Consider the following 20722-nt stretch of genomic DNA (forward strand, 5'->3'; position numbering starts at 1 on the left):
GCGGCCTCGCCGCGCAGCGGCAGCCCGCCAAGCGCTTACGGCGTACTGCCTTCGGCGAGTACGCCCTACAAACACAGGAGAACAAGAAGATGATCTTTACCCAGGAACACGAAGAGCTACGCCGCACCGTCCGTAATTTCGTTGACAGGGAAATCAACCCGCACGTCGACGAATGGGAAAAGGCCGGCACCTTTCCCATCCACGAGATCTTCAAGAAAGCCGGCGACCTCGGTTTGCTGGGTATCTCCAAACCGGAAAAATTCGGCGGCATGGGGCTCGACTACAGCTACTCGATAGTCGCCGCCGAAGAATTCGGCACCATCCATTGCGGCGGCATCCCGATGGCCATCGGCGTGCAAACCGACATGTGCACCCCGGCCCTGGCTCGCTTCGGCTCCGATGAGCTGCGCGAAGAGTTCCTGCGCCCGGCGATCAGCGGTGAGAGGGTCGGCTGCATCGGCGTCTCCGAAGTCGGCGCCGGCTCCGACGTCGCCGGACTGAAGACCACCGCTCGTAAAGACGGCGACGACTATGTCATCAACGGCAGCAAGATGTGGATTACGAATTCCCCATCAGCCGACTTTATGTGCCTGCTGGCCAATACCTCGGACGACAAACCCCACATCAACAAGTCGCTGATCGTGGTGCCGATGAACAGCCCGGGCATCAGCCTCAGCCCGCACCTGGACAAGCTGGGCATGCGCAGTTCGGAGACCGCCCAGGTGTTCTTCGATAACGTTCGCGTGCCGCAGCGCAACCGCATCGGTCACGAAGGCGCCGGCTTCATGATGCAGATGCTGCAATTCCAGGAAGAACGCCTGTTCGGCGCCGCCAACATGATCAAGGGCCTGGAGTATTGCGTCGACAGCACCATCGAGTACTGCAGGGAGCGCAAAACCTTCGGCACTGCGCTGCTCGACAACCAGGTGATCCACTTCCGCCTGGCCGAGCTTTCGACCGAAATCGAATGCCTGCGCGCCATCGTCTACCAGGCCACCGAGCTGTATGTGCGCGGTCAGGACGTGACCAAGCTGGCCTCGATGGCCAAGCTCAAGGCCGGCCGCCTCGGCCGTGAAGTCAGCGACAGCTGCCTGCAGTACTGGGGCGGCATGGGTTTCATGTGGGACAACCCGGTATCGCGGGCCTACCGCGACGTGCGGCTGGTTTCCATCGGCGGCGGCGCCGACGAGATCATGCTCGGCATCATCTGCAAACTGATGGGCATCTTGCCCGGCAAGAAAAAAGGCTGAACACGTAGGGCGGACTCAGGAGCGAAGCGAACAGTCCGCCAATCAATCCGAAGAAATGGCAGCCCGCCAATCAATGGCGTACTGCCTTCGGCGAGTACGCCCTACGAGTTAACCCACACCGCTGGCAAGGCCCGGATTTGATCGACGCCCGGCCAGCCGTGAAAAAATCAACCATGAGGACGCAGGCATGAGTCCATTGCCGAACTGCGAAACCCTGCTGATGGAAAGCCAGGGCGGCGTGTTGCACGTCACCCTCAACCGCCCCGAGAGCCGCAATGCCATGAGCCTCGAAATGGTCGAGGAACTTCGCGCGGTGCTCAAGGCCGTACGCGCTGACCGCGACGTGCGCGCCCTGGTGCTCTGTGGTGCGGGGGGGCATTTCTGTGCCGGTGGCGACATCAAGGATATGGCCGGTGCCCGCGCACGCGCTCAAGCCGAAGGCGCCGAGGCTTACCGCGAACTGAACCGCGCGTTCGGCGCCCTGCTCGAGGAAGCGCAAGGCGCGCCGCAGGTGGTGATTGCCGTACTCGAAGGCGCGGTGCTCGGGGGGGGCTTCGGCCTGGCCTGCGTGTCCGATATTGCCATCGCCCAGGTCAACGCCAAGTTCGGTTTGCCGGAAGCCAGCCTGGGGCTCATCCCGGCGCAGATCGCGCCGTTCGTGGTCAAGCGCATCGGCCTGACCCAGACCCGCCGCCTGGCCCTGACCGCCGCCCGCTTCGACGGCCGTGAAGCCGAACGGCTGGGCCTGGTGCATTTCGTCGAGAGCGATACGCAGGCACTGGCCAAGCGCTTGAGCGAGGTACTGGAACAGGTTCGCCAGTGCGCGCCGGGCGCCAACGCGGTGACCAAAGCCTTGCTGCTGGCGACCGAAAGCGAGCCCCTTGGCCCGCTGCTCGATCACGCCGCCGGGCTCTTCGCCGCAGCGGTAGTCGGCGCCGAAGGGGTCGAAGGCACCCTGGCCTTCGTGCAAAAACGCAAGCCGAAGTGGGCAGAGTGATGGCCTTTTACTCCCCTCTCCCTAACCCTCTCCCCAACGGGGAGAGGGAACTGAACCTCGTGGTTTGAACGTCAGGAGTCCGCTAACAAAATGCCAGCCTTCAACAAGATCCTGATCGCCAACCGCGGTGAGATCGCCTGCCGGGTAATCGCCACGGCGCACCAGTTGGGCTATCGCACCGTTGCCGTGTACAGCGAGGCGGACGCCGATGCCCGCCATGTACAACTGGCCGATGAGGCCGTGTGCATTGGCCCGGCGCAGGTCAATCAGTCCTACCTGAAGATCGACAACATCATCGCCGCGGCCCGCAAGACCGGCGCCGATGCGATACACCCCGGCTACGGCTTTCTCTCGGAAAACGCCGAATTTGCCCAGGCCTGCGAAACCGCCGGCATCGTGTTTATCGGCCCGACCATTCAAGCCATCCATCTGATGGGCAGCAAGCGTCTGTCGAAGATCGCCATGCTCGCAGCCGGCGTGCCGTGCATCCCCGGCTACGAAGGCGCGGCGCAGGACGAGGCGGTCTTGAGCTTCGAGGCCGAGCGCATCGGCTACCCGCTGATGATCAAGGCCAGTGCCGGCGGCGGCGGGCGTGGCATGCGTCTGGTACATGCAGCCGGCGAGCTGCTCGCACAGCTGCGCACCGCCCGCTCGGAGGCACAAAACGCGTTCGGCTCCGGCGAGCTGATCCTGGAACGCGCGGTGATCCAGCCACGCCACGTCGAGATCCAGGTCTTCGGCGACCAGCACGGCAACATCGTCTACCTCGGCGAGCGCGATTGCTCGGTGCAACGTCGCCATCAGAAAGTCGTCGAGGAAGCCCCCAGCCCGGTCATGACCGCCGAGCTGCGCCGAGCCATGGGCGCAGCGGCGGTGAAGGCCGCCGCTTCGGTCCATTATGTCGGTGCCGGCACGGTGGAGTTTCTGCTCGATCGGAGCGGCGAGTTCTTCTTCCTGGAAATGAACACCCGCCTGCAGGTGGAGCACCCGGTGACCGAGCTGATCACCGGGCAAGACCTGGTGGCCTGGCAGATCCGCGTGGCCGAAGGTCAGCCGCTGCCGCTTAAACAGGAGGAGATCAGCCTCACCGGCCATGCCATGGAGGTGCGCCTGTACGCCGAAGACTCGACCAACGACTTCCTCCCGCAAACCGGCGAAGTGCTGCGCTGGGAACCGGCGTTGCTGGAGGGCATCCGCATCGATCACGGCCTGGTCGAAGGTCAACAGGTCACGCCGTTCTACGACCCGATGCTGGCCAAGATCATCGCCTACGGCGCCAGCCGTGACGAGGCGCGGCGCAAGCTGATCCGTGCAGTCGAGGACTGCGTGCTCCTGGGCGTGAACGGCAATCAGCGCTTCCTCGCCAACCTGCTCAAGCACCCGGAGTTCGCCGCCGGGAACGCCACCACGGCCTTTATCGGTGAGCACTTTCAAGCTGACCCGAGCCTGAGCCCGCAAGCACCCTCAGCGGCTGAGCTGGCGAGCGCTGCGACCCTGCTCTACCAAGCCTCGGCGCAGGCCCGCGCGCATCAGCCCGGTTTGTCCGGCTGGCGTAACGCCGGCAACGCACCCTGGCGTTTCGTGCTCAAGCATGGCGAGCACAAGCTGGCGGTGGAACTGGCAGTGATCGAGTCCGGCACTCAGCCACAACTGCATGCCCGCGTCGGCGAAATCGAGCTCAGCCTGCGCCTGCTCAAGGCTGACGGCCGCTGGGCCAGCTTGGAGCTGGACGGTGTGCGCCAGCGCCTTGCCTATCATCACTCCGGCGAAAACCTCTGGCTGTATGGCCGCAACGGCAATCTGGAACTGACCGACGTCACCCACGAACCGGCAGGCGGGCAGAACGCCGCCAGCTCCGGCTCGCTCAAGGCGCCCATGGATGGCGCCATAGTCGAAGTGCTGGTGGCCGAAGGCGAAAGGGTCAGCAAGGGCCAACTGCTGGTGGTGCTGGAAGCGATGAAGATGGAGCACCCACTCAAGGCCGGGGTCGACGGCATAGTCCGGCGCGTGCAGGTGAGCCAGGGCGAGCAGGTGAAAGGTCGGCAGTTGCTCCTAGAGGTAGAGCCGGAGGTGGAAGCGGACTTGTAGAACGGAATCGTCGCTTGCGAGGTAGCTGATGTCTTTTAGGCTGGTTAAGCTGTCCGCCGATTGATGGCACAAGGCTTTTTTGCCGTCATGCCTGCGCGCAGATAAGGATAGTGAATGTCATTTTCCCAGCATGAAAGCCAAGCCACCCTGCAAGGCTCGCCTCGATTCAGTGCTGCTTTTAACCGCCGTACCTTGCTGGCTATTGCCGGGCTGCTCTTGACCGCCTTCGTCGTGACCGCCATCTCCCTGGTGCATATCGCCCTCGATCAGGACCGCCAGGCCCGCGAGCAGAGCCTGTTCTTCGCCAGCAAGGCGCTCGAGGCGCGCAAGCAGAATATAGCCCGGACGATTGGCGACTATGCCTTTTGGGGCGATGCCTATCAGCATCTGCATACCCAAGTCGACCTCGAATGGGCCTATACCCGGCAGAACATGGGCCCCTCCTTGTACGAAAACTTCGCCTACGACGGCCTATTCGTCGTCGCTCCCGACGGTAAGACCGTCTACGCGGTGATCGAGGGTAAGTTGCAGACACTGGAGGCGCGGCAGTGGCTGCAAGGCGATGTCGCGGCGCTGCTGGCCCGGGCCCGCGCGGCGGCGCAAGACGAACAACCCCTAGTCGAGATCATGTGGGTCGGGCAACGCCCCGCGCTGGTGGCCGCCGCCGGCTTCACCACCGGCAGCGACCCGCAGATCGCCACGATTCCAGGAGCCCCCTCGGTACTCTTGTTCGTCGATGTCTTGAGCGCGGAAAAACTCCACGAATACGGCCAGGATTACGCGCTGGCCAACTTGCGCATCCCGACCGATACCGCGGACGCCGCCACCCCTACCCTGTCACAGCCTAGCGCCGCGGGGGCGCCGCTGCTGTTGCGCTGGGACCAGGCCCAGCCGGGCCGCGACCTATTGAGCGTGGTCCTGCCGCTGCTGGCCCTGGTGGGGCTGGTACTGGCCGTGCTGACTTGGCTGGTGCTGCGCAACGCCATGGCGACGGCGCGCCTGATGGATCTCAACTACAACCGCCTGACGAACAGCCGCACCGCACTGGCGGCCAGCGAGGAACGCTTTCGCGACGTCGCCGAAGCCGCCTCGGACTGGCTCTGGGAAATCGACGCCGAGCACCGTCTGACCTATCTCTCCGAGCGTTTCGAGGCGGTCACCGGCCACCCCCCCAGCGCCTGGCTCGGGCGCTCCCTGGACCAGCTGCTCAGCGGCGACGGCCAGCCCCTGCTCGACTGGTTGCAGAGCCGCCAGGGACAAAGCGACGACCGCGCGCCCCTGCACTGCCGCTACCTGGCCCGGGATGGCCGCCAGCACATCTGCCGCATCGCCGCTCGTCCGATCCTCAAGGAAACCCCCAGCCTGGGCGGCTATCGCGGCACCGCCAGCGACATCACCGAGGAGGTCGAGGCGCAGGCCAGAATCCAGCACCTGTCGCAGCACGATTCGCTCACCGGGCTGCCCAACCGCAACCGCCTGCGCGAATTTCTCGAAGGCAAACTCAGTACCCTGCCGTCCATCGACCAGCCGCTGGTGATGCTGAGCATCGACCTGGATCGTTTCAAACCGATCAATGACGCCCTCGGCCATGCGGCCGGCGACCGGGTGCTGCATGAGGTCTCCCAGCGCCTGCGCCAGTGCACCCGCGACGAGGATCTGGTGGCCAGGCACGGCGGCGACGAATTCATCATGGTGCTCAGCGGTATCTACGCGCAGCAGGACGTCGAACACCTGTGCGCGCGCCTGATCGAGAAGATCGAGCAGCCCTACCGGCTCGAGGACCAGGAGGTATTCATCGGCGCCAGTATTGGCATCGCCATGGCCCCGCACGACGCCAGCCAGGTCGATGAACTGCTGCGCTACGCCGATATCGCCCTCTACCAGGCCAAGGCCGGTGGCCGCGGCACCTGGCGCTTCTATGCCAGCGAGATGAACGAGCGCATCGTCGAACGCCGCCGACTGGAACAGGACCTGCGCCTGGCCCTCGGCCGGGACGACCAGCTGTGCCTGCACTTTCAGCCGCGCTACCGGCTCGACGGCTTGCGCCTGGCCGGCGTCGAGGCCCTGGTCCGCTGGCAGCACCCGCAACGCGACCTGCTCGGCCCGGAGCGCTTCATTGCCCTGGCCGAGGAAACCGGGCTGATCGCCCCGCTGGGCGCCTGGGTCCTGCGCAGCGCCTGCCGCGAGGCAATGCGCTGGCCGCAGCCGCTGCTGGTGTCGGTGAACCTGTCGCCCTTGCAGTTCCGCCGTAGCGACCTGGTCGCCCAAGTCAAGGCCGCCCTCGACGAGAGCGGCCTGCCCGCCGCCCGGCTGGAGCTGGAGATCACCGAGAGCGTGATGCTCGAGGATGCCGAGGGCGCACTGGTGACCCTCAAGCAACTCAAGGCGCTCGGCCTACGCCTGTCCATGGACGACTTCGGCACCGGCTATTCATCCCTGAACTACCTGCGCGCCTACCCCTTCGATGCCCTGAAGATCGACCGCAGCTTTATCGCCGGCCTCGACGGTTCGGCGGACAGCCGCGCCATTGTCCAGGCCATCATCGGGCTGGGACACGCGCTGTCCATGACTGTCACCGCCGAAGGGGTGGAGAACCAGCAACAACTGAGCCTGTTGCAGCGGGACGGCTGTCACGAGGCACAAGGCTTCTACCTGAGCCAACCGCTGCCCGTCGAACAACTGCGCGCGCTGCTGCGCCGCGAGGTCGACGCCTGAGGCCGCCACCTAGATCGATCAGGATTGTTTTTTGTCAGCTCAAGCCATAACAACAACACCGGAGGAGCCACATGACACTCGCCAACAAGACCCTGTTTATCACCGGCGCCAGCCGCGGTATCGGCCGCGAGATCGCCCTGCGTGCGGCCAAGGACGGCGCCAATATCGTCATCGCGGCCAAAAGTGCCGAGCCCCATCCCAAGCTCGCCGGCACCATCCATAGCGTCGCCGCTGAAGTCGAAGCGGCAGGCGGCAAGGCCTTGGCCCTGCAACTCGATGTACGTGACGAGCACGCCGTCAAAGTCGCCATGGCCCAAGCCGCCGAGCACTTCGGCGGGATCGACGCCCTGGTCAACAACGCCGGGGCGATCAAGCTGGTCGGCGTCGAGCACTTGGAGCCCAAGCGCTTCGACCTGATGTTCCAGATCAACACCCGCGCGGTGATGGTCTGCAGCCAAGCGGCGCTGCCCTACCTGAAAAACAGCGCCGGCGGCCACATCCTCAACCTCTCGCCGCCGTTGAGTATGGACAGCAAATGGTTCGCCCAGCACGGCCCCTACACCGTGACCAAATACGGCATGAGCATGCTGACTCTGGGCATGAGTGAGGAATTCAAGAAGTACGGCATCAGCGTCAACTCGCTGTGGCCGAAGACCATGATCGCCACCGCCGCCATCGAGTTCGAACTGGGCAGCCGCGAGGCCTTCAAGCGCGCGCGCCTGCCGGCGATCATGGCCGACGCGGCTTACGCCATCCTCTCGAGCAGCGCTCGCAGCATCAGCGGCCGCCTGCTGATCGACGAGGAAATCCTGCGCGAACAGGGCCAGAGCGAGTTCGAGCACTACCGATTCGATCCGGCCGGCGGTTCGCTGATTGCGGATTTGTTTGTGGATTGATTGGCGTCACATCTCCCCAGCCCCTCTCCCGTCGGGAGAGGGGTACAAACCCGATTTGCCGATCTGCCCTTGGTCATTCGCGTGAGGGCCATAGCCGCAAACCAGCGCCCGCACTAGATTGCTTGTCACGCCGTTTCGCCTGTGCACAACAACGACAAAAGCCAGAGCCATGACCCACGCCGATCTGATTACCCCTGCCCGCTTTATCGCCCAGCTACCCGCCACCCTCCGTCGTGTGCCACGCATGTTGCGCGGCCTGTATTACGCCGGCATCCGCAACCGCGAGAAAACCCTCTCGCTGGCCTGGGCCTTGGAGCGCGCGGCCAAGCTTTACCCGAACCGGCCGGCGGTGCTGGACGAGCAACGGCAGCTCTCCTATGCCAGCTTCAACGCCTGGGCCAATCGCTTGGCACGCGCATTCAAGGCAGAAGGTGTGTGCCACGGCAGTGTCGTGGCGGTGATGCTGGAGAGCCGCATCGAGGTGCTGGCGGTGCTCGCCGCCCTGGCCAAGCTCGGCGCGGTCGGCGCCCTGGTCAACACCACCCAGCGTGGCCAGGTGCTGATCCACAGCCTGAATCTGGTCAAACCCAGCCATTTCGTGATCGGCGAAGAACTACGCGGGCCTTTCGAAGACGTCCGTGGCGAGCTGCTCAATAGCAGCGGCCACTGCTATTGGGTCGCCGATGGCGACAGTTTCAGCGATCCCGGCCTGGCGCCGGCAGGCTGGCAGAACCTGATCGCCCTGGCGCAAAACCTGGCGAGTGAGAACCTGCCGGAAACCGCTCGGGTGCGGCTGAAGGATGCCTGCTTCCTGATCTACACCTCCGGCACCACCGGCCTGCCGAAGGCCTCGATCATGAGCCACGGCAAATGGATCAAGGCCTACGGCGGCTTCGGCCATTCCGGCCTCGGCCTGAACAACACCGACGTGCTCTACCTGACGCTGCCTTGCTACCACAACAACGCCGTCACCGTGTGTTGGAGCGCGGTGCTGGCCGGCGGTGCGGCCATCGCCCTGCGCCGGCGCTTTTCTGCCAGTGCCTTCTGGAAAGACGTCAAACACTACCAAGCCACCTGTTTCGGCTATATCGGCGAGCTGTGCCGTTACCTGCTGAACCAACCGCCCTGCCCGGAAGAACGGCACAACAGCCTGACCTGCATGATCGGCAACGGTTTGCGCCCCTCGATCTGGAGCGAGTTCAAGCAGCGCTTCGGGATCGAGCGGATCACCGAGTTCTATGCCTCCAGCGAAGGCAATATCGGTTTCACCAACCTGTTCAACTTCGACAATACCGTCGGCTACTCCCCGGCGCCCTACGCCATAGTCCGCTACGACCTGGAAAACGATCGGCCGCTGCGCAACCCAAAGAACTTCATGGAGAAGGCCAAAAAAGGCGAGCCCGGCTTGCTGATCAGCGAGATCAGCCCGAAATGGCCGTTCGACGGCTACACCGACCCGGCGAAAAGCGAGGCGGTGATCCTGCGTAACGTCTTCAAGCAGGGCGACGCCTGGTTCAACAGCGGCGACCTGATGCGCGACATCGGCTTCAAGCACACCCAATTCGTCGACCGCCTGGGCGACACCTTCCGCTGGAAAGGCGAGAACGTCTCCACCACCGAGGTGGAAAACGCCCTCGGTGCCTTCCCCGGCATCGAGGATGCGGTGGTCTATGGTGTGGAAATTCCCGGCACCAATGGTCGCTGCGGGATGGCTGCCCTGCGCTTGGCGCATGGCGTCGAACTGCATACCGCAAGCTTGGCCGCCCATCTGGAGCGCGAACTGCCGCCCTACGCCGCGCCGCTGTTTTTGCGCTTACTGAAGGAAGTCGAAACGACCGGCACCTTCAAGTACAAGAAAACCGACTTGAAAAAAGTCGCCTACAATCCAGACGACGTCAACGACCCGCTGTTCGTTCGCCTACCCGGCGCTGCCTATTTCCAGTGCCTGGATGCCGGGCTTTACCAAGCCATCCAGTCGGGTCACTACCGCTTCTGAAGAGCGCCATTTTCCCCTTAGCGCCGGCCGTGAGGTCGGCGTTTTTTTTATTGCGGACTCAATGTTTGAACTCGAACTGCACTTCAGCCCCTTCCACCGACTGCCAATAATCCTCTTCACGCTCATTGGTGATCAGCTTGCCATTCAATTGAAACGGGCTCTGCGCTGGCGGCTTCTCAACGAACAAGGGCGGCAACAAGGACTTGTTGGTTGTCTCGTCCACGGATTCACCCAGCTCCAGTTGCCCCGCCAGATCCGACGGCAAGCGCAGGTCCAGTTTGGCCTTGGGCAGCTCTGCTTCAGCCTTGGGTAGCTCTAGTCTGGCCTTAGGTAGTGGCTCTTTATCAGCCTTGCTGATGCTGGGCTCAGGACGGGGTTTGGGCACGACAACCGGCGTCGCCTGCACCTGTTTGACTACCGGTTTGGGCTTCTCGACTTTGACCGCGGCCGGCTCAGGGGCGACTTCGGCAGCCGCAGCCGGCGCGCTGACAACCGGCGTGGGGGGTGTCGGAGGTGACTTGGGAGGTGTCGGCTCGACAGGGTCACAGGCGCTCAACAGCACCAGCGCCACAGCAAGCCCCAGGTAGCGGGTAGCAATCATTGGGGGCACAAGTAGCTAACGGAATCCGTTAATGCTCTCTCGGAGCCGATTGACTGGCAAGTCCTGTGTTTAAGTCGCCTGGTTGCGAAGCAAGGCAAAACAGCGCTCAGCCAGTGCCTGACCGACTAACGTGAACCTCTGGAGTTTTCTGCCTCAGTAGCCGGCAAACGTTCGAGTTCAGCCTGCAGATCCAGCCCTGGATAGCGGCGCTGCAACGCTGCGAACTGCTCGCTGGCGAGCCTCTGCTTGCCGCTGTCGCGTAACTGGATGATCTGCTGCAAAGCGCTCTGCAGTTCTTCACTCAGTTCTTGCGCGGCTTGAACGGGGGCGACCGCAGCCATGGGCGCTTCGGCCTTGGCCGCGCTATCGGCCGGACGGCCACTGGGGCTGGCTACGGCTTTGGCGTTCACTCGCTCCTCAGCCATCGGCATTTGCGCCTCGGTCATCGGCGCGACCAGCGCAGGCGCCTCACTCATAGGCAACTGCACGCTGCGCTTTTTCTCCGCCGACAGCGGCGGTGCGTCTGACTGAACAGCCTCCGTGGCAGGCGCCGGAGCTAGCATCGGCACAGGCGCTATATCGTAACGCTCAGGGCTGCGCTCGAACGTGCGCAGCGTCAGCCCCACACCTAAGCCGAGGGTCGCCAAGCTGGCGAACGCCACGGACCAACGTGCCCGTTGGCTGCCGCCAAACAACCAGCCATGCAGGCGCGCCATGACGCCCGGCTGTGGCGCCCGCTGAGCGTTGCTGGTTGGCAATGCCGCTGTCGCGGCGGCCAAGATGCGCGCATCCAGGGCGGCCGAAGGCTCGTGCGGGTCATGCGCACGGTAGTGTTGCAGCAACGCCTGCTCGTGCGGAGCGAGCGGCGACGAGTCGGGGCTATGCCCAGCAGGATCATGCGGATCGTGGCTCATACAGATACCTCTTCGGCAGTGGCCGGGTCGGCCAGCAACCGACGTAACTTTTGCAGCGCGTAACGCAGACGGCTTTTCACGGTTTCCGCCGGGGTGTGGGTCAGCTCGGCGATCTCGCTCAGCTCCAGATCGCCATGGGCGCGCAGCAGGAACACCTCGCGCTGTTCGGCCGGCAGATCGTCCAGCGCGGCCTGTAAGCGCTGTTGATCACGCGCGAGGCTGAGTTGCTGTTCAGGATTCGGCTCGCTGGCGGCCTCACCGTGCAGTTGCTCGTCGAACTCATCCTGCAAGGCCTGGCGCTTGCCGTGCTTGCGCCAATGGTCGATCAGGCGGTTGCGCGCAATCTGGTACAGCCAGGTCTTGAACTGCACCGCTTCGCGCAGCGAAGACTCGCTGCGGATCAGGCTCAACCAGGTTTCCTGGAATACCTCCTCGGCCAGCGCCGTATCGCTGCACAAGCCACAGAGAAAACGAAACAGGCCAAGACGATGGCGCGCATAGAGCACGCCGAACGCCTCAGCATCGCCGCGCCGATAACGCCGCAGCAGATCGGCGTCGCTATCGGCGAGGAACCTCGCAACAGGGGCGGATGTCACTCTCAGTCGACCTTGGCCATGCCGGAAATTGAACTCGAGCTTGAACCGGCAGTTTGCAGGCTCTGCGCCAGTTCGACTAGCTGGACGAACTCGGCACGCAGACCAAAGCGGTCTTCGCCCTTGGCGCTGCGGGCCAGTTTGGCGCTGGCCGCCATATCGAACGTACCGGTGTATTGCCCGCCCTTGAGCTGCTGAGCGAAACCGGCAACGGCCGCGGCGAAACGCAGATCCTCGCTGGCCTGGGCAATCGGAGTAGGGTTTTGCTCGGCCTTGATCGGTACTTCCAGCAAGCGGCTCTGGCTTTGCTGCGGCCCTTTGTAGCGGATGCGCAGCAACGCCAGCTCGCCCGTCTTGGCCGCGGTTTTCGCCGCGCTCTGATAGCGCAGCGGCTCCAACCAGCCTTGACTGCCCGTCGGCACTATTTCGTACAGTGCGGTGACGCTATGCCCGGCACCAATCTCGCCGGCGTCGACCTTGTCGTTGCTGAAATCTTCACGCTTGAGCGCACGGTTCTCATAACCGAGCAGGCGGTATTCACTGATTTGCGCGGGGTTGAACTCGACCTGGATTTTCACGTCCTTGGCCACCACCGCTAGGGTCGAACTCAGCTGTTCGACCAACACCTTGCGGGCCTCGCGCAGGTTGTCGATATAGGCATAGTTACCGTCGCCGGCATCGGCCAGTTGCTCCATCAGTCGTTCGTTGTAGTTATCGGTACCGAAGCCGAGGGTGGTCAGCGAAATACCGCTTTTACGTTTGTCGGCCGCCAGTTTCTTCAGCGTCTCGAAATCGCTGACACCGACGTTGAAGTCGCCATCGGTAGCCAGCAGGATGCGGTTGATGCCCTGGTCGATGAAGCCCTGTTGCGCCTGCCGATAGGCCAACTGGATACCCGACTCGCCCGCCGTGGACCCTCCGGCTGTGAGCTGCTCGATGGCCGCACGAATCTTGGCTTTCTGCGCCCCCGAAGTCGGCTCCAGCACCACCCGCGACTCACCGGCGTAGACCACCAGCGAGACCTTGTCCTGAGCGCGCAATTGCTCGACCAACAACTTCAAGGTGCTCTGCACCATGGGCAGACCTTCACGCCTATCCATCGAGCCGGAGACATCCACCAAAAACACCAGATTGGCGGCGGGAAGCTGTTCGACCCGCAGATCCGACGCCTTGATCGCCACCTTGAGCAGGCGGCTGTTGGCATTCCACGGCGAGGTCGCCAGCTCGGTGCTCACGCCAAAGGGGGTATCGCCCTTGGGCAGCGGATAGGCATAGGGGAAGTAGTTGACCAGCTCCTCCAGACGCACCGCCTCTTCGGGCGGCAGCCGGCCATCGTTGAGAAAGCGCCGCACATTGGCATAGCTGCCGGTATCCACGTCGATGCTGAAGGTCGACACGGGGGCCTCGGCCACCGCGTGAATCGGGTTAGCCGCCAGCTTTTGATACTGCTCGCGCGGCACATCACGATAGCCCGGCGGCAGCGCCTCGCTCATCGGTGCCGGGGTAACCTGGCTCGGCATGGCCATGCCCGTGATTGCGTACGTCGCCGACTCGGCCTTCTGCGCCAACGGCTGTGTGCGTGACGCTTGGCTTCGCGCCTCATCAGCGACGGCGGCGGCCCGCTTCTCCTCGGCTACCGGCGCGTTCGGCTGCTCGGATTGCGAGGCACTGCAGGCGGCTAGCGCCAGCAGCAAACCGCTGGCGAAACCACAGAGCAGCGGTTGGCGGGAAATAACGCGGTAACGGGACATGTTGGGCGCCTCCTGGGGACGAAAGATCCATTCGTCCTAGTAGACGCAGAGGCCACAGCGCTCGGGTTAAACCTGCTGAAAGTTTTTAGAGTCTGCTCAAGATCGTCGCGAGCGCAGGTCAGGGCCACACCCGTTCCCTACGGGTAGCGGCATTCCCCACATCCATGTGGGTCACAAGGCGCAACGCAGCATCACGCGCGAAGCCCGCAGCGGATCGTGAATAGGTTCTCAGAAGGCGCTGGCCGCCTCCTGGCAGAGCTGGCTGGCCAGCATCCCCAGCGTCATCAGCGCGCGCTCGGCTTCGCGGTTCCAGGGAATGCCGCAGTTCAACCGTACACAGTGATTGAACTGCTCGGTGTTACTGAAAATCAGCCCCGGCGCGATGCTGATGCCCTGCTGCAAGGCGCGCACATGCAGATCCTTGGTATTCACCCGCCGCGGCAGACTGACCCAGAGGATGAAACCGCCCTTCGGCCGGGTGATTTGCGTGCCTTCGGGGAAGTACTGCTGGACTGCCAGTTGGAAGGCGCTGAGGTTCTTGCGGTACTCCTGGCGGATATAACGCAGATGCCGGTCGTAGCCGCCGTTCTCCAGATAAGCCGCGACGCCCATCTGCGTCACACTGCAGGCCGAATGGGTGCTGAAGGTTTGTAGGCGCTGGATATCGTCCTGGTACTTACCGGCAATGATCCAGCCGACCCGCACACCAGGCGACAGAGTCTTGGAGAAACTCGAGCAATACAGCACCCGCCCCTCACGGTCATGGGACTTGAGCGCCTTGGTCGGCCCCTGCTCGAACATCAACTCGCCGTAGATATCGTCCTCGATGATCTGGATATCGAAATCTTTCGCCAGGCGCAGCAATTGCTTTTGCCGCTCCTCGGGAATGGTGCCGCCGAGTGGGTTGCTCAGCCGCGCGGTGAGCACCATGGCTTTGATCGGCCATTGATTAGCCGCCAGTTGCAAGGCTTCCAGGCTGATACCGGTGGCCGGATCGCTGGGGATCTCGATCACTTTCAGGCCCAGCAGATCTGCCAACTGCAGCAAACCGTAATAAGTCGGCGACTCGGTCGCAATCAGATCTCCCGGTTTAGTCAGCACCCGTAGCGACATCTGCAAGGCATCCACGCAACCATGGGTGATCACCACCTCTGCCGGGTCGACCACCACCCCGGCGTCGCGCATGCGGATCGCCACTTGGCGGCGCAGCGGCTCAAACCCTGGGCTGAACATGTAACTGAAGGCGCGCGGGCTCTGAAACCGAGTGACCTTGGCCAATTGTTGATGCAGCGCCCGCACGGGCAGGTAATCCACATGCGGCACCGCGGCCCCAAGGGGAAACACCCCTTCGCGCCGCGACTCGGTGAGCACCTGATTGATAATGCTGCTGCGGGTGACCAGGCCCGGCCGCTCGACCCGGGCGATATCCGGGGTTGGCGCCGTCAGCGCCGGAGTCTGGTGGACATAGAAGCCGGACTGCGGCCGCGCACGGATCAACCCCTGATCCTCCAGATTGGCGTAGGCCTGGAGCACCGTGGCATGGCTGACATTCAGCTGCGAACTCATCTTGCGCACCGACGGCACCCGCTCACCCGGCTGGTAGACGCCACGGCGAATATCCTCAGCCAGTTGCTGAGCGATGCGTTGATAGAGCAACAGATTGGTCATGGCAGCCTTCCCCAGGTCACTGAACCGAAACAGTAGCCGAGCAGACCAAAACTGCACCGGCACAGTTGCCTGTATTGTTGCCGGTACAGTACAAGTTCGCTAGCGACTGTATCCATCCAATTAGCAGCAAGCCGGGATTGCAATCAGCGCTGATGCACATAAGAAAAAACCCCGGCGCTTTACAGCCACCGGGGTTCGGCTCCAGCGCCTGGAGGTTTAGCGGGCCGAGCCGAGATGGCCCTGCTCATCGGAGAAGACGATCTCCACCCGACGATTTTGTGCTCGCCCACGGGCGGAAGCATTCTCCGCCACCGGGAAGTCAGCCCCGTAACCACTCACCTGGATACGTTTGCCATCGATGCCCAAGTCGACCAACAGATCGGCCACGGTTTGCGCGCGCGCACGCGACAGCTCGAGGTTCTCCTCTTTGCTGCCACGGCTATCGGTGTAGCCCTCAATACGCACGACGCGCCTTGGGTTGAGCTGGAGAAACTGCACCAGTTTGAGCACCGTGCGATTGGCTGAGGCTTTCAACTCGACACGGTTGGCATCGAACAGCACATCGCCCAAGGTCATCACCAAACCACGCTCGGTCTCGGTAGTGGCCAAGCTGACGATCTGCTCCTCCAGCCACTTGCCCTGCTGTTGCACGCTGAGCAGTTTGGCTTCACGCAGGGCGAGTTGCAGTCGCTCACGCTCCAGCTCAAGCTTGGTCGCGCGCTCCTGGTTCAGGCTCAACGCACTGTGCTCAGTGGCGATCTCACTGTAACGCTGGCTCAGGTAGGCGTAATGGCTGACGTCAGCTTCACTGCCCCAGTAACTGGAGAGACGATCGGCACGCGCCAACGACTCACCGGCACGAATCACATCCTTAGGCGCGCTGCGCAGCACATCCGAGTCTTCTTTGACCTGCTGGAAGCCCGCCCGCGCTGTTTCCAGAGCGTGCTCGCTGTCTTGTTGACCGGCACAACCCGCCAGTAATGCGATGGTCAGCCCCAGGCTGCCATTCAGGTAAGGTTTGCAGCTCACTGCAGATCCCCCAACTGCTTACGCAGACGATTGATCCGGGCGCTCAACTCCACCAATTGTTTCTGGCTTTTCAGCGTCAGCACGCGAGCCTCGGCCAAGCGAGCATCCAGCTCGGCTTGTTCGGCGAGCATCCGCGCTCTCTTGTAATCCTCTTCGAGCATGTTCTTCTGCGCCAGCGCCAGCTTCTGCTCGGCCAGCAGCATTTCCGGAATCTGCTCATCCGCCCCGACGGCCTTGGCTTGCACTACAGCCTGTTCAGTCAGGCGCATCTGCTCGTTCGGCGCAGGGTCGTTAGCACAACCGGCCAAGGCCATAACGACCAGGCTGGTTGCCAGTATGCGTCTATGGATCACGAAAATTTTCCTACTGATTCGGGGCGGTTGCCGGTTGCAACTGCTGCTCTTTCCAACGCTCTAGATTGCGCTGCAGCAAGGTCTCCGGCACACCGGCGGCGGCCAATTCTGTCATCTTTTTCGCCAATTGTCCGCGCAGCCAGGGCTCGTTGCAGGCCGAGTTGTGCGACAAGGTCAAAAACAACCCCTCACTGGAGATCGGCGGCTCAAGCACCTCCAGATCATTCTGCATACCGAGCGTGTCCGCCAGCGCCGCCCCGGGGTAGCGCTCGTACAGCACATATTCGGGACTCCCCAACAACAGTTTCTGGAACGCCTGGGTCAGGCTGGGCAGCTGTTCGAGGGTCAAATTGGCCTTGGCAAAGGCATCGAACGGCTGACCGAAGCGGTCATTCGCCAAGATCGCGCCTGTATGCCCACGCAGATCCTCCCAGCCGCTATAAGGAAAACCATGCCCCTTGCGCACCCACACCACACTCGGTGTAGAGAACAGAGCCGGATGGATGTAATCCATACTCTCCAACCGCGACAGAGTCAGAGAGCCCCCCGCAAGCAGATCGACACGTCCGCTGCGTACCTCTTCCTTGGCCTGCGACCACGGGCCGGTGTAGATAATCTCCAGCTTCAGCCCCAAGGCCGTGGCGATTTGCTGCAGCAGATCGGCATTGGCGCCGATCAGTCGCTGCGGGTTCTGCGGATCGCGCCAGAGATACGGCGGGTACTCTGGATTACCGGTGGCCACCAGCCGCTCGCATTTGCCGATCGCTGAAGCCCAGCCCGGGAGCAGGACCAAGCCCATGAGCAGCAATAGTTTGAAGAAGGAATGTTCACGCATGGAGTGCTTCTCAACAAAACGTTCGATTGGATGAAGGCCACACTCGAACGCCGGGATTGATCTTCATGCTAGCTTAACGCCAGCCACAATAATTATTAGCGATAAGGACATGCCATGAAAAAACTGTTTCTCGGTTTAGCGCTGGTTTTAGCTGCGGCTATTGGGCTGCTGTACTTCTCCCCTGCCACCCTGATGACCAGTGCGCAACTGGTCGAGCGTCAGTTGGCGGGGCTCTCGGCCAAACACCTTGAGGTGGGCGATCTTAGCATCCATTACTACGAGGGCGGCCCGGCGGACGGCGAAACCATCCTGATGGTTCACGGCTTTGGCGCCAACAAGGACAACTGGCTGCGCTTCGCTAAACACTTCACTCAGCACTACCACGTGATTGCGCTCGACCTGCCAGGCTTTGGCGAGAGCAGCAAACCGGAGGCCAGTTATGACGTCGGCACCCAGGTGGAACGCCTTGCTGCCTTTGCCAAGGCCCTGGGCATCGAAAAACTGCACTTGATCGGCAACTCCATGGGCGGGCACATCAGCGCCCTGTATGCCGCGCGCCACCCGCAACAGGTGCTGTCTGTGGCATTGCTGGACAACGCCGGGGTCACCGCACCGATCAAGAGCGAGCTGTTCGAGATTCTGGAGCGTGGCGAGCCCAATCCCCTGGTCGTGAGGAGCCCGGAAGACTTTTCCCGTATGCTGAGTTTTGTCTTCGTCGAACCACCGCCACTGCCGGGCACACTCAAACGCTATATGGCCGAACAAGCCATCGCCAACAGTGCGCACTACGACAAGATCTTCAAACAGTTGCGGGAACGTTACATTCCGCTGGAACCGGAGCTGCCGAAGATCCAAGCCCCCACCCTGCTGCTCTGGGGCGAGCAGGACCGCGCACTGCATGTTTCCAGCATCGAGGTGATGCAGCCACTGCTGAAGAAGCCGAGCGTGGTGATCATGAAGAATTGCGGCCATGTGCCAATGATCGAGCGCCCCGAGGAAACCGCCGAGCACTACCAGGCCTTTCTCGACAGCGTGAAAAGCTAACCCCTACAGCCGGACAATAAAAAACCCGCTCGATGAGCGGGTTTTTTATTGGGCGAGGAAGCTGGATTAAACCAGCTTCTCGAACTCCGGTATGGCTTCGAACAGGTCAGCCACCAGGCCGTAATCCGCCACCTGGAAGATCGGCGCTTCTTCGTCCTTGTTGATCGCGACTATGACCTTGGAGTCTTTCATCCCGGCCAGGTGCTGGATCGCACCGGAAATGCCGACCGCGATGTACAGCTGCGGCGCGACGATCTTACCGGTCTGACCGACCTGCATGTCGTTCGGTACGAAGCCCGCATCGACGGCGGCGCGCGAAGCACCGACGGCGGCGCCGAGCTTGTCGGCCAGGGCGTACAGGTGCTTGAAGTTATCGCCGTTCTGCATGCCGCGACCGCCAGAGATGACGATCTTGGCCGCGGTCAGTTCCGGGCGATCGGACTTGGCCAGCTCTTCACCAACGAAGGCCGACTTGCCGGCATCGTGAGCGGCTGCGACAGCTTCGATGGCCGCAGAACCGCCTTCAGCCGCCACCGGGTCGAAACCTGTGCTACGCACGGTGATCACTTTCACCGCCGCCGAAGACTGCACGGTAGCGATGGCGTTACCGGCATAGATCGGCCGCTTGAAGGTGTCCGCGCTTTCAACCGCGATGATCTCGGAGATCTGATCGACATCCAGCTGCGCGGCAACGCGCGGCAGAATGTTTTTGCCGTTGGACGTGGCGCAAGCCAAGACATGGCTGTAGCCCTTGCCCAGCTCTGCGATCAGCGGCGCGACGTTTTCCGGCAACTGATGCGCGTAAGCGGCGTTATCGGCGACCAGGACCTTGGCCACGCCGGCGATTTTGGCCGCGGCTTCAGCAGCGGCGCCGACGCCTTGACCGGCAACCAGCACGTGAATATCGCCACCGATAGCTTTCGCTGCGGCAACCGTGTTCAGCGTGGCGGGCGCCAGAGCGGCGTTAGTGTGTTCAGCAACAACCAAGATAGTCATTTAGATTACCTTCGCCTCGTTCTTCAGTTTCTCGACCAATTCAGCCACCGACTTGACCATGATACCGGCGCTGCGAGCAGCCGGCGCCTCGACTTTCAGGGTCTTGACGGTGGAGGCGGTGGAGACGCCCAGCGCATCCGGAGTCAACACCTCCAGCGGCTTCTTCTTGGCTTTCATGATGTTCGGCAGCGACGCGTAGCGCGGCTCGTTCAGGCGCAGGTCGGTGGTGACGATGGCCGGCAGGTTCAGGGCCACAGTCTGCAGGCCGCCGTCAATTTCGCGCGTCACATTGACCTTGTCGCCCGCCACTTCCACCTTGGAGGCGAAGGTGCCTTGCGCGAAGCCGGTCAGGGCACCGAGCATCTGGCCGGTCTGGTTGTTGTCGCTGTCGATGGCCTGTTTGCCAAGGATGACCAGCTGCGGCTGCTCTTTGTCGACCACTGCTTTCAGCAGTTTAGCCACGGCGAGAGAGTTCAGCTCGTCATTGCTGTCGACCAGGATGGCACGATCGGCGCCCAGGGCCAGTGCGGTGCGCAGCTGCTCTTGAGCAGCGTTCGGACCGATGGAAACGACGACGATTTCGCTGACCACGCCTTTCTCTTTCAGGCGCACAGCTTCTTCCACGGCGATTTCGCAGAAGGGGTTCATCGACATTTTGACGTTGGCGAGATCAACGCCGGAGTTGTCCGCTTTGACGCGAACCTTGACGTTGTAGTCAACCACTCGTTTGACAGCTACAAGAACCTTCATGGATTCCTCGTTACTCTCCGGTGAAAAAAGAATGTCGCCAAGGCGAACCTGGCCAGTGATGCCCGTCAGCCGGAACCGACGGTCAGCCTATAGAATGGCCAGCGCAAAACCGCCCGTATCTTGACCGTATCGCCCATGCCGGTCAATACGGCAAAATGGTCACTTATAAGCCGTTATAAGCCGTGGACACCCGATTCTAGCAGGGCTTAACGAAATTCAAACAAACGTTTGTATTGGACCTGCCAA

General features: G+C 62.4%; 17 protein-coding genes. 7 read left to right on the plus strand and 10 right to left on the minus strand.

Features of this window, described 5'->3' with window-relative positions; translation table 11 throughout:
- The first annotated feature begins 89 nt into the window (after positions 1–89).
- From atuD to FFS12_RS11240, 6 genes are all read left to right on the plus strand, one after another.
- Positions 90–1250, plus strand: coding sequence for a citronellyl-CoA dehydrogenase (gene atuD / locus FFS12_RS11215; protein ID WP_137886901.1), 1161 nt, complete (start codon positions 90–92; stop codon positions 1248–1250).
- 187 nt (positions 1251–1437) lie between these two features.
- A complete protein-coding gene (locus FFS12_RS11220) occupies positions 1438–2247 on the plus strand; it encodes an enoyl-CoA hydratase/isomerase family protein (protein WP_137886902.1) in 810 nt (269 codons plus the stop codon).
- 90 nt (positions 2248–2337) lie between these two features.
- The gene (locus FFS12_RS11225; RefSeq protein ID WP_137886903.1) at positions 2338–4335 is read left to right on the plus strand and encodes an acetyl/propionyl/methylcrotonyl-CoA carboxylase subunit alpha; all 1998 of its coding nucleotides are present in this window, start codon (positions 2338–2340) and stop codon (positions 4333–4335) included.
- Between the two features lie 114 nt (positions 4336–4449).
- Complete coding sequence (locus tag FFS12_RS11230; protein WP_137886904.1) at positions 4450–7050, plus strand: EAL domain-containing protein; 2601 nt, start codon at positions 4450–4452, stop codon at positions 7048–7050.
- Positions 7051–7121: 71 nt separating this feature from the next.
- Positions 7122–7946: an NAD(P)-dependent oxidoreductase gene (locus tag FFS12_RS11235; protein ID WP_137886905.1), complete on the plus strand. Its 825-nt coding sequence runs from the start codon at positions 7122–7124 to the stop codon at positions 7944–7946.
- 169 nt (positions 7947–8115) lie between these two features.
- Positions 8116–9942: a long-chain-acyl-CoA synthetase gene (locus FFS12_RS11240; RefSeq protein WP_137886906.1), complete on the plus strand. Its 1827-nt coding sequence runs from the start codon at positions 8116–8118 to the stop codon at positions 9940–9942.
- 58 nt (positions 9943–10000) lie between these two features.
- On the opposite strand, the gene FFS12_RS20210 is transcribed toward FFS12_RS11240, so the two are convergent.
- The 8 genes from FFS12_RS20210 to FFS12_RS11280 all read right to left on the minus strand — a co-directional run bounded on the left by FFS12_RS20210 (position 10001) and on the right by FFS12_RS11280 (position 17686).
- Positions 10001–10543, minus strand: a complete 543-nt coding sequence (locus FFS12_RS20210) for a hypothetical protein (protein WP_256657371.1) — start codon at positions 10541–10543, stop codon at positions 10001–10003.
- Between the two features lie 125 nt (positions 10544–10668).
- The gene (locus tag FFS12_RS11250) at positions 10669–11457 is read right to left on the minus strand and encodes a hypothetical protein (protein ID WP_137886907.1); all 789 of its coding nucleotides are present in this window, start codon (positions 11455–11457) and stop codon (positions 10669–10671) included.
- Positions 11454–12053, minus strand: a complete 600-nt coding sequence (locus FFS12_RS11255) for an RNA polymerase sigma factor (protein WP_137817826.1) — start codon at positions 12051–12053, stop codon at positions 11454–11456. The genes FFS12_RS11250 and FFS12_RS11255 overlap by 4 nt, the downstream gene beginning before the upstream one ends.
- Before the next feature lie 2 nt (positions 12054–12055).
- Positions 12056–13801 (minus strand): VWA domain-containing protein, encoded by a 1746-nt coding sequence (locus FFS12_RS11260; protein WP_137886908.1) that lies wholly within the window; start codon positions 13799–13801, stop codon positions 12056–12058.
- Positions 13802–14029: 228 nt separating this feature from the next.
- On the minus strand, positions 14030–15469 hold the full coding sequence (locus tag FFS12_RS11265; RefSeq protein ID WP_137886909.1) for a PLP-dependent aminotransferase family protein: 1440 nt from the start codon (positions 15467–15469) through the stop codon (positions 14030–14032).
- A 216-nt stretch (positions 15470–15685) separates the two neighbouring features.
- Positions 15686–16498: an OmpA family protein gene (locus FFS12_RS11270; RefSeq protein ID WP_256657368.1), complete on the minus strand. Its 813-nt coding sequence runs from the start codon at positions 16496–16498 to the stop codon at positions 15686–15688.
- Positions 16495–16848: a DUF4398 domain-containing protein gene (locus FFS12_RS11275; protein ID WP_371922933.1), complete on the minus strand. Its 354-nt coding sequence runs from the start codon at positions 16846–16848 to the stop codon at positions 16495–16497. Before FFS12_RS11275 ends, FFS12_RS11270 begins: the two co-directional genes overlap by 4 nt.
- 13 nt (positions 16849–16861) lie before the next feature.
- Entirely contained in the window at positions 16862–17686 is an 825-nt protein-coding gene (locus tag FFS12_RS11280) for an ABC transporter substrate-binding protein (RefSeq protein WP_137886910.1), read from the minus strand.
- A 114-nt stretch (positions 17687–17800) separates the two neighbouring features.
- On the opposite strand from FFS12_RS11280, the gene FFS12_RS11285 reads away from it, so the two are divergent.
- Positions 17801–18730: an alpha/beta fold hydrolase gene (locus FFS12_RS11285; RefSeq protein WP_137886911.1), complete on the plus strand. Its 930-nt coding sequence runs from the start codon at positions 17801–17803 to the stop codon at positions 18728–18730.
- A gap of 66 nt (positions 18731–18796) precedes the next feature.
- Here FFS12_RS11285 and FFS12_RS11290 read toward each other — a convergent pair whose 3' ends face one another.
- Both FFS12_RS11290 and FFS12_RS11295 read right to left on the minus strand, forming a co-directional pair.
- Entirely contained in the window at positions 18797–19726 is a 930-nt protein-coding gene (locus tag FFS12_RS11290) for an electron transfer flavoprotein subunit alpha/FixB family protein (RefSeq protein WP_137886912.1), read from the minus strand.
- Positions 19727–20476: an electron transfer flavoprotein subunit beta/FixA family protein gene (locus FFS12_RS11295; RefSeq protein WP_137886913.1), complete on the minus strand. Its 750-nt coding sequence runs from the start codon at positions 20474–20476 to the stop codon at positions 19727–19729.
- Between the last annotated feature and the right edge of the window lie 246 nt (positions 20477–20722).

The sequence above is a fragment of the Pseudomonas sp. 2FE genome (genome assembly GCF_005503735.1).
Taxonomy (GTDB): Bacteria; Pseudomonadota; Gammaproteobacteria; order Pseudomonadales; family Pseudomonadaceae; genus Aquipseudomonas.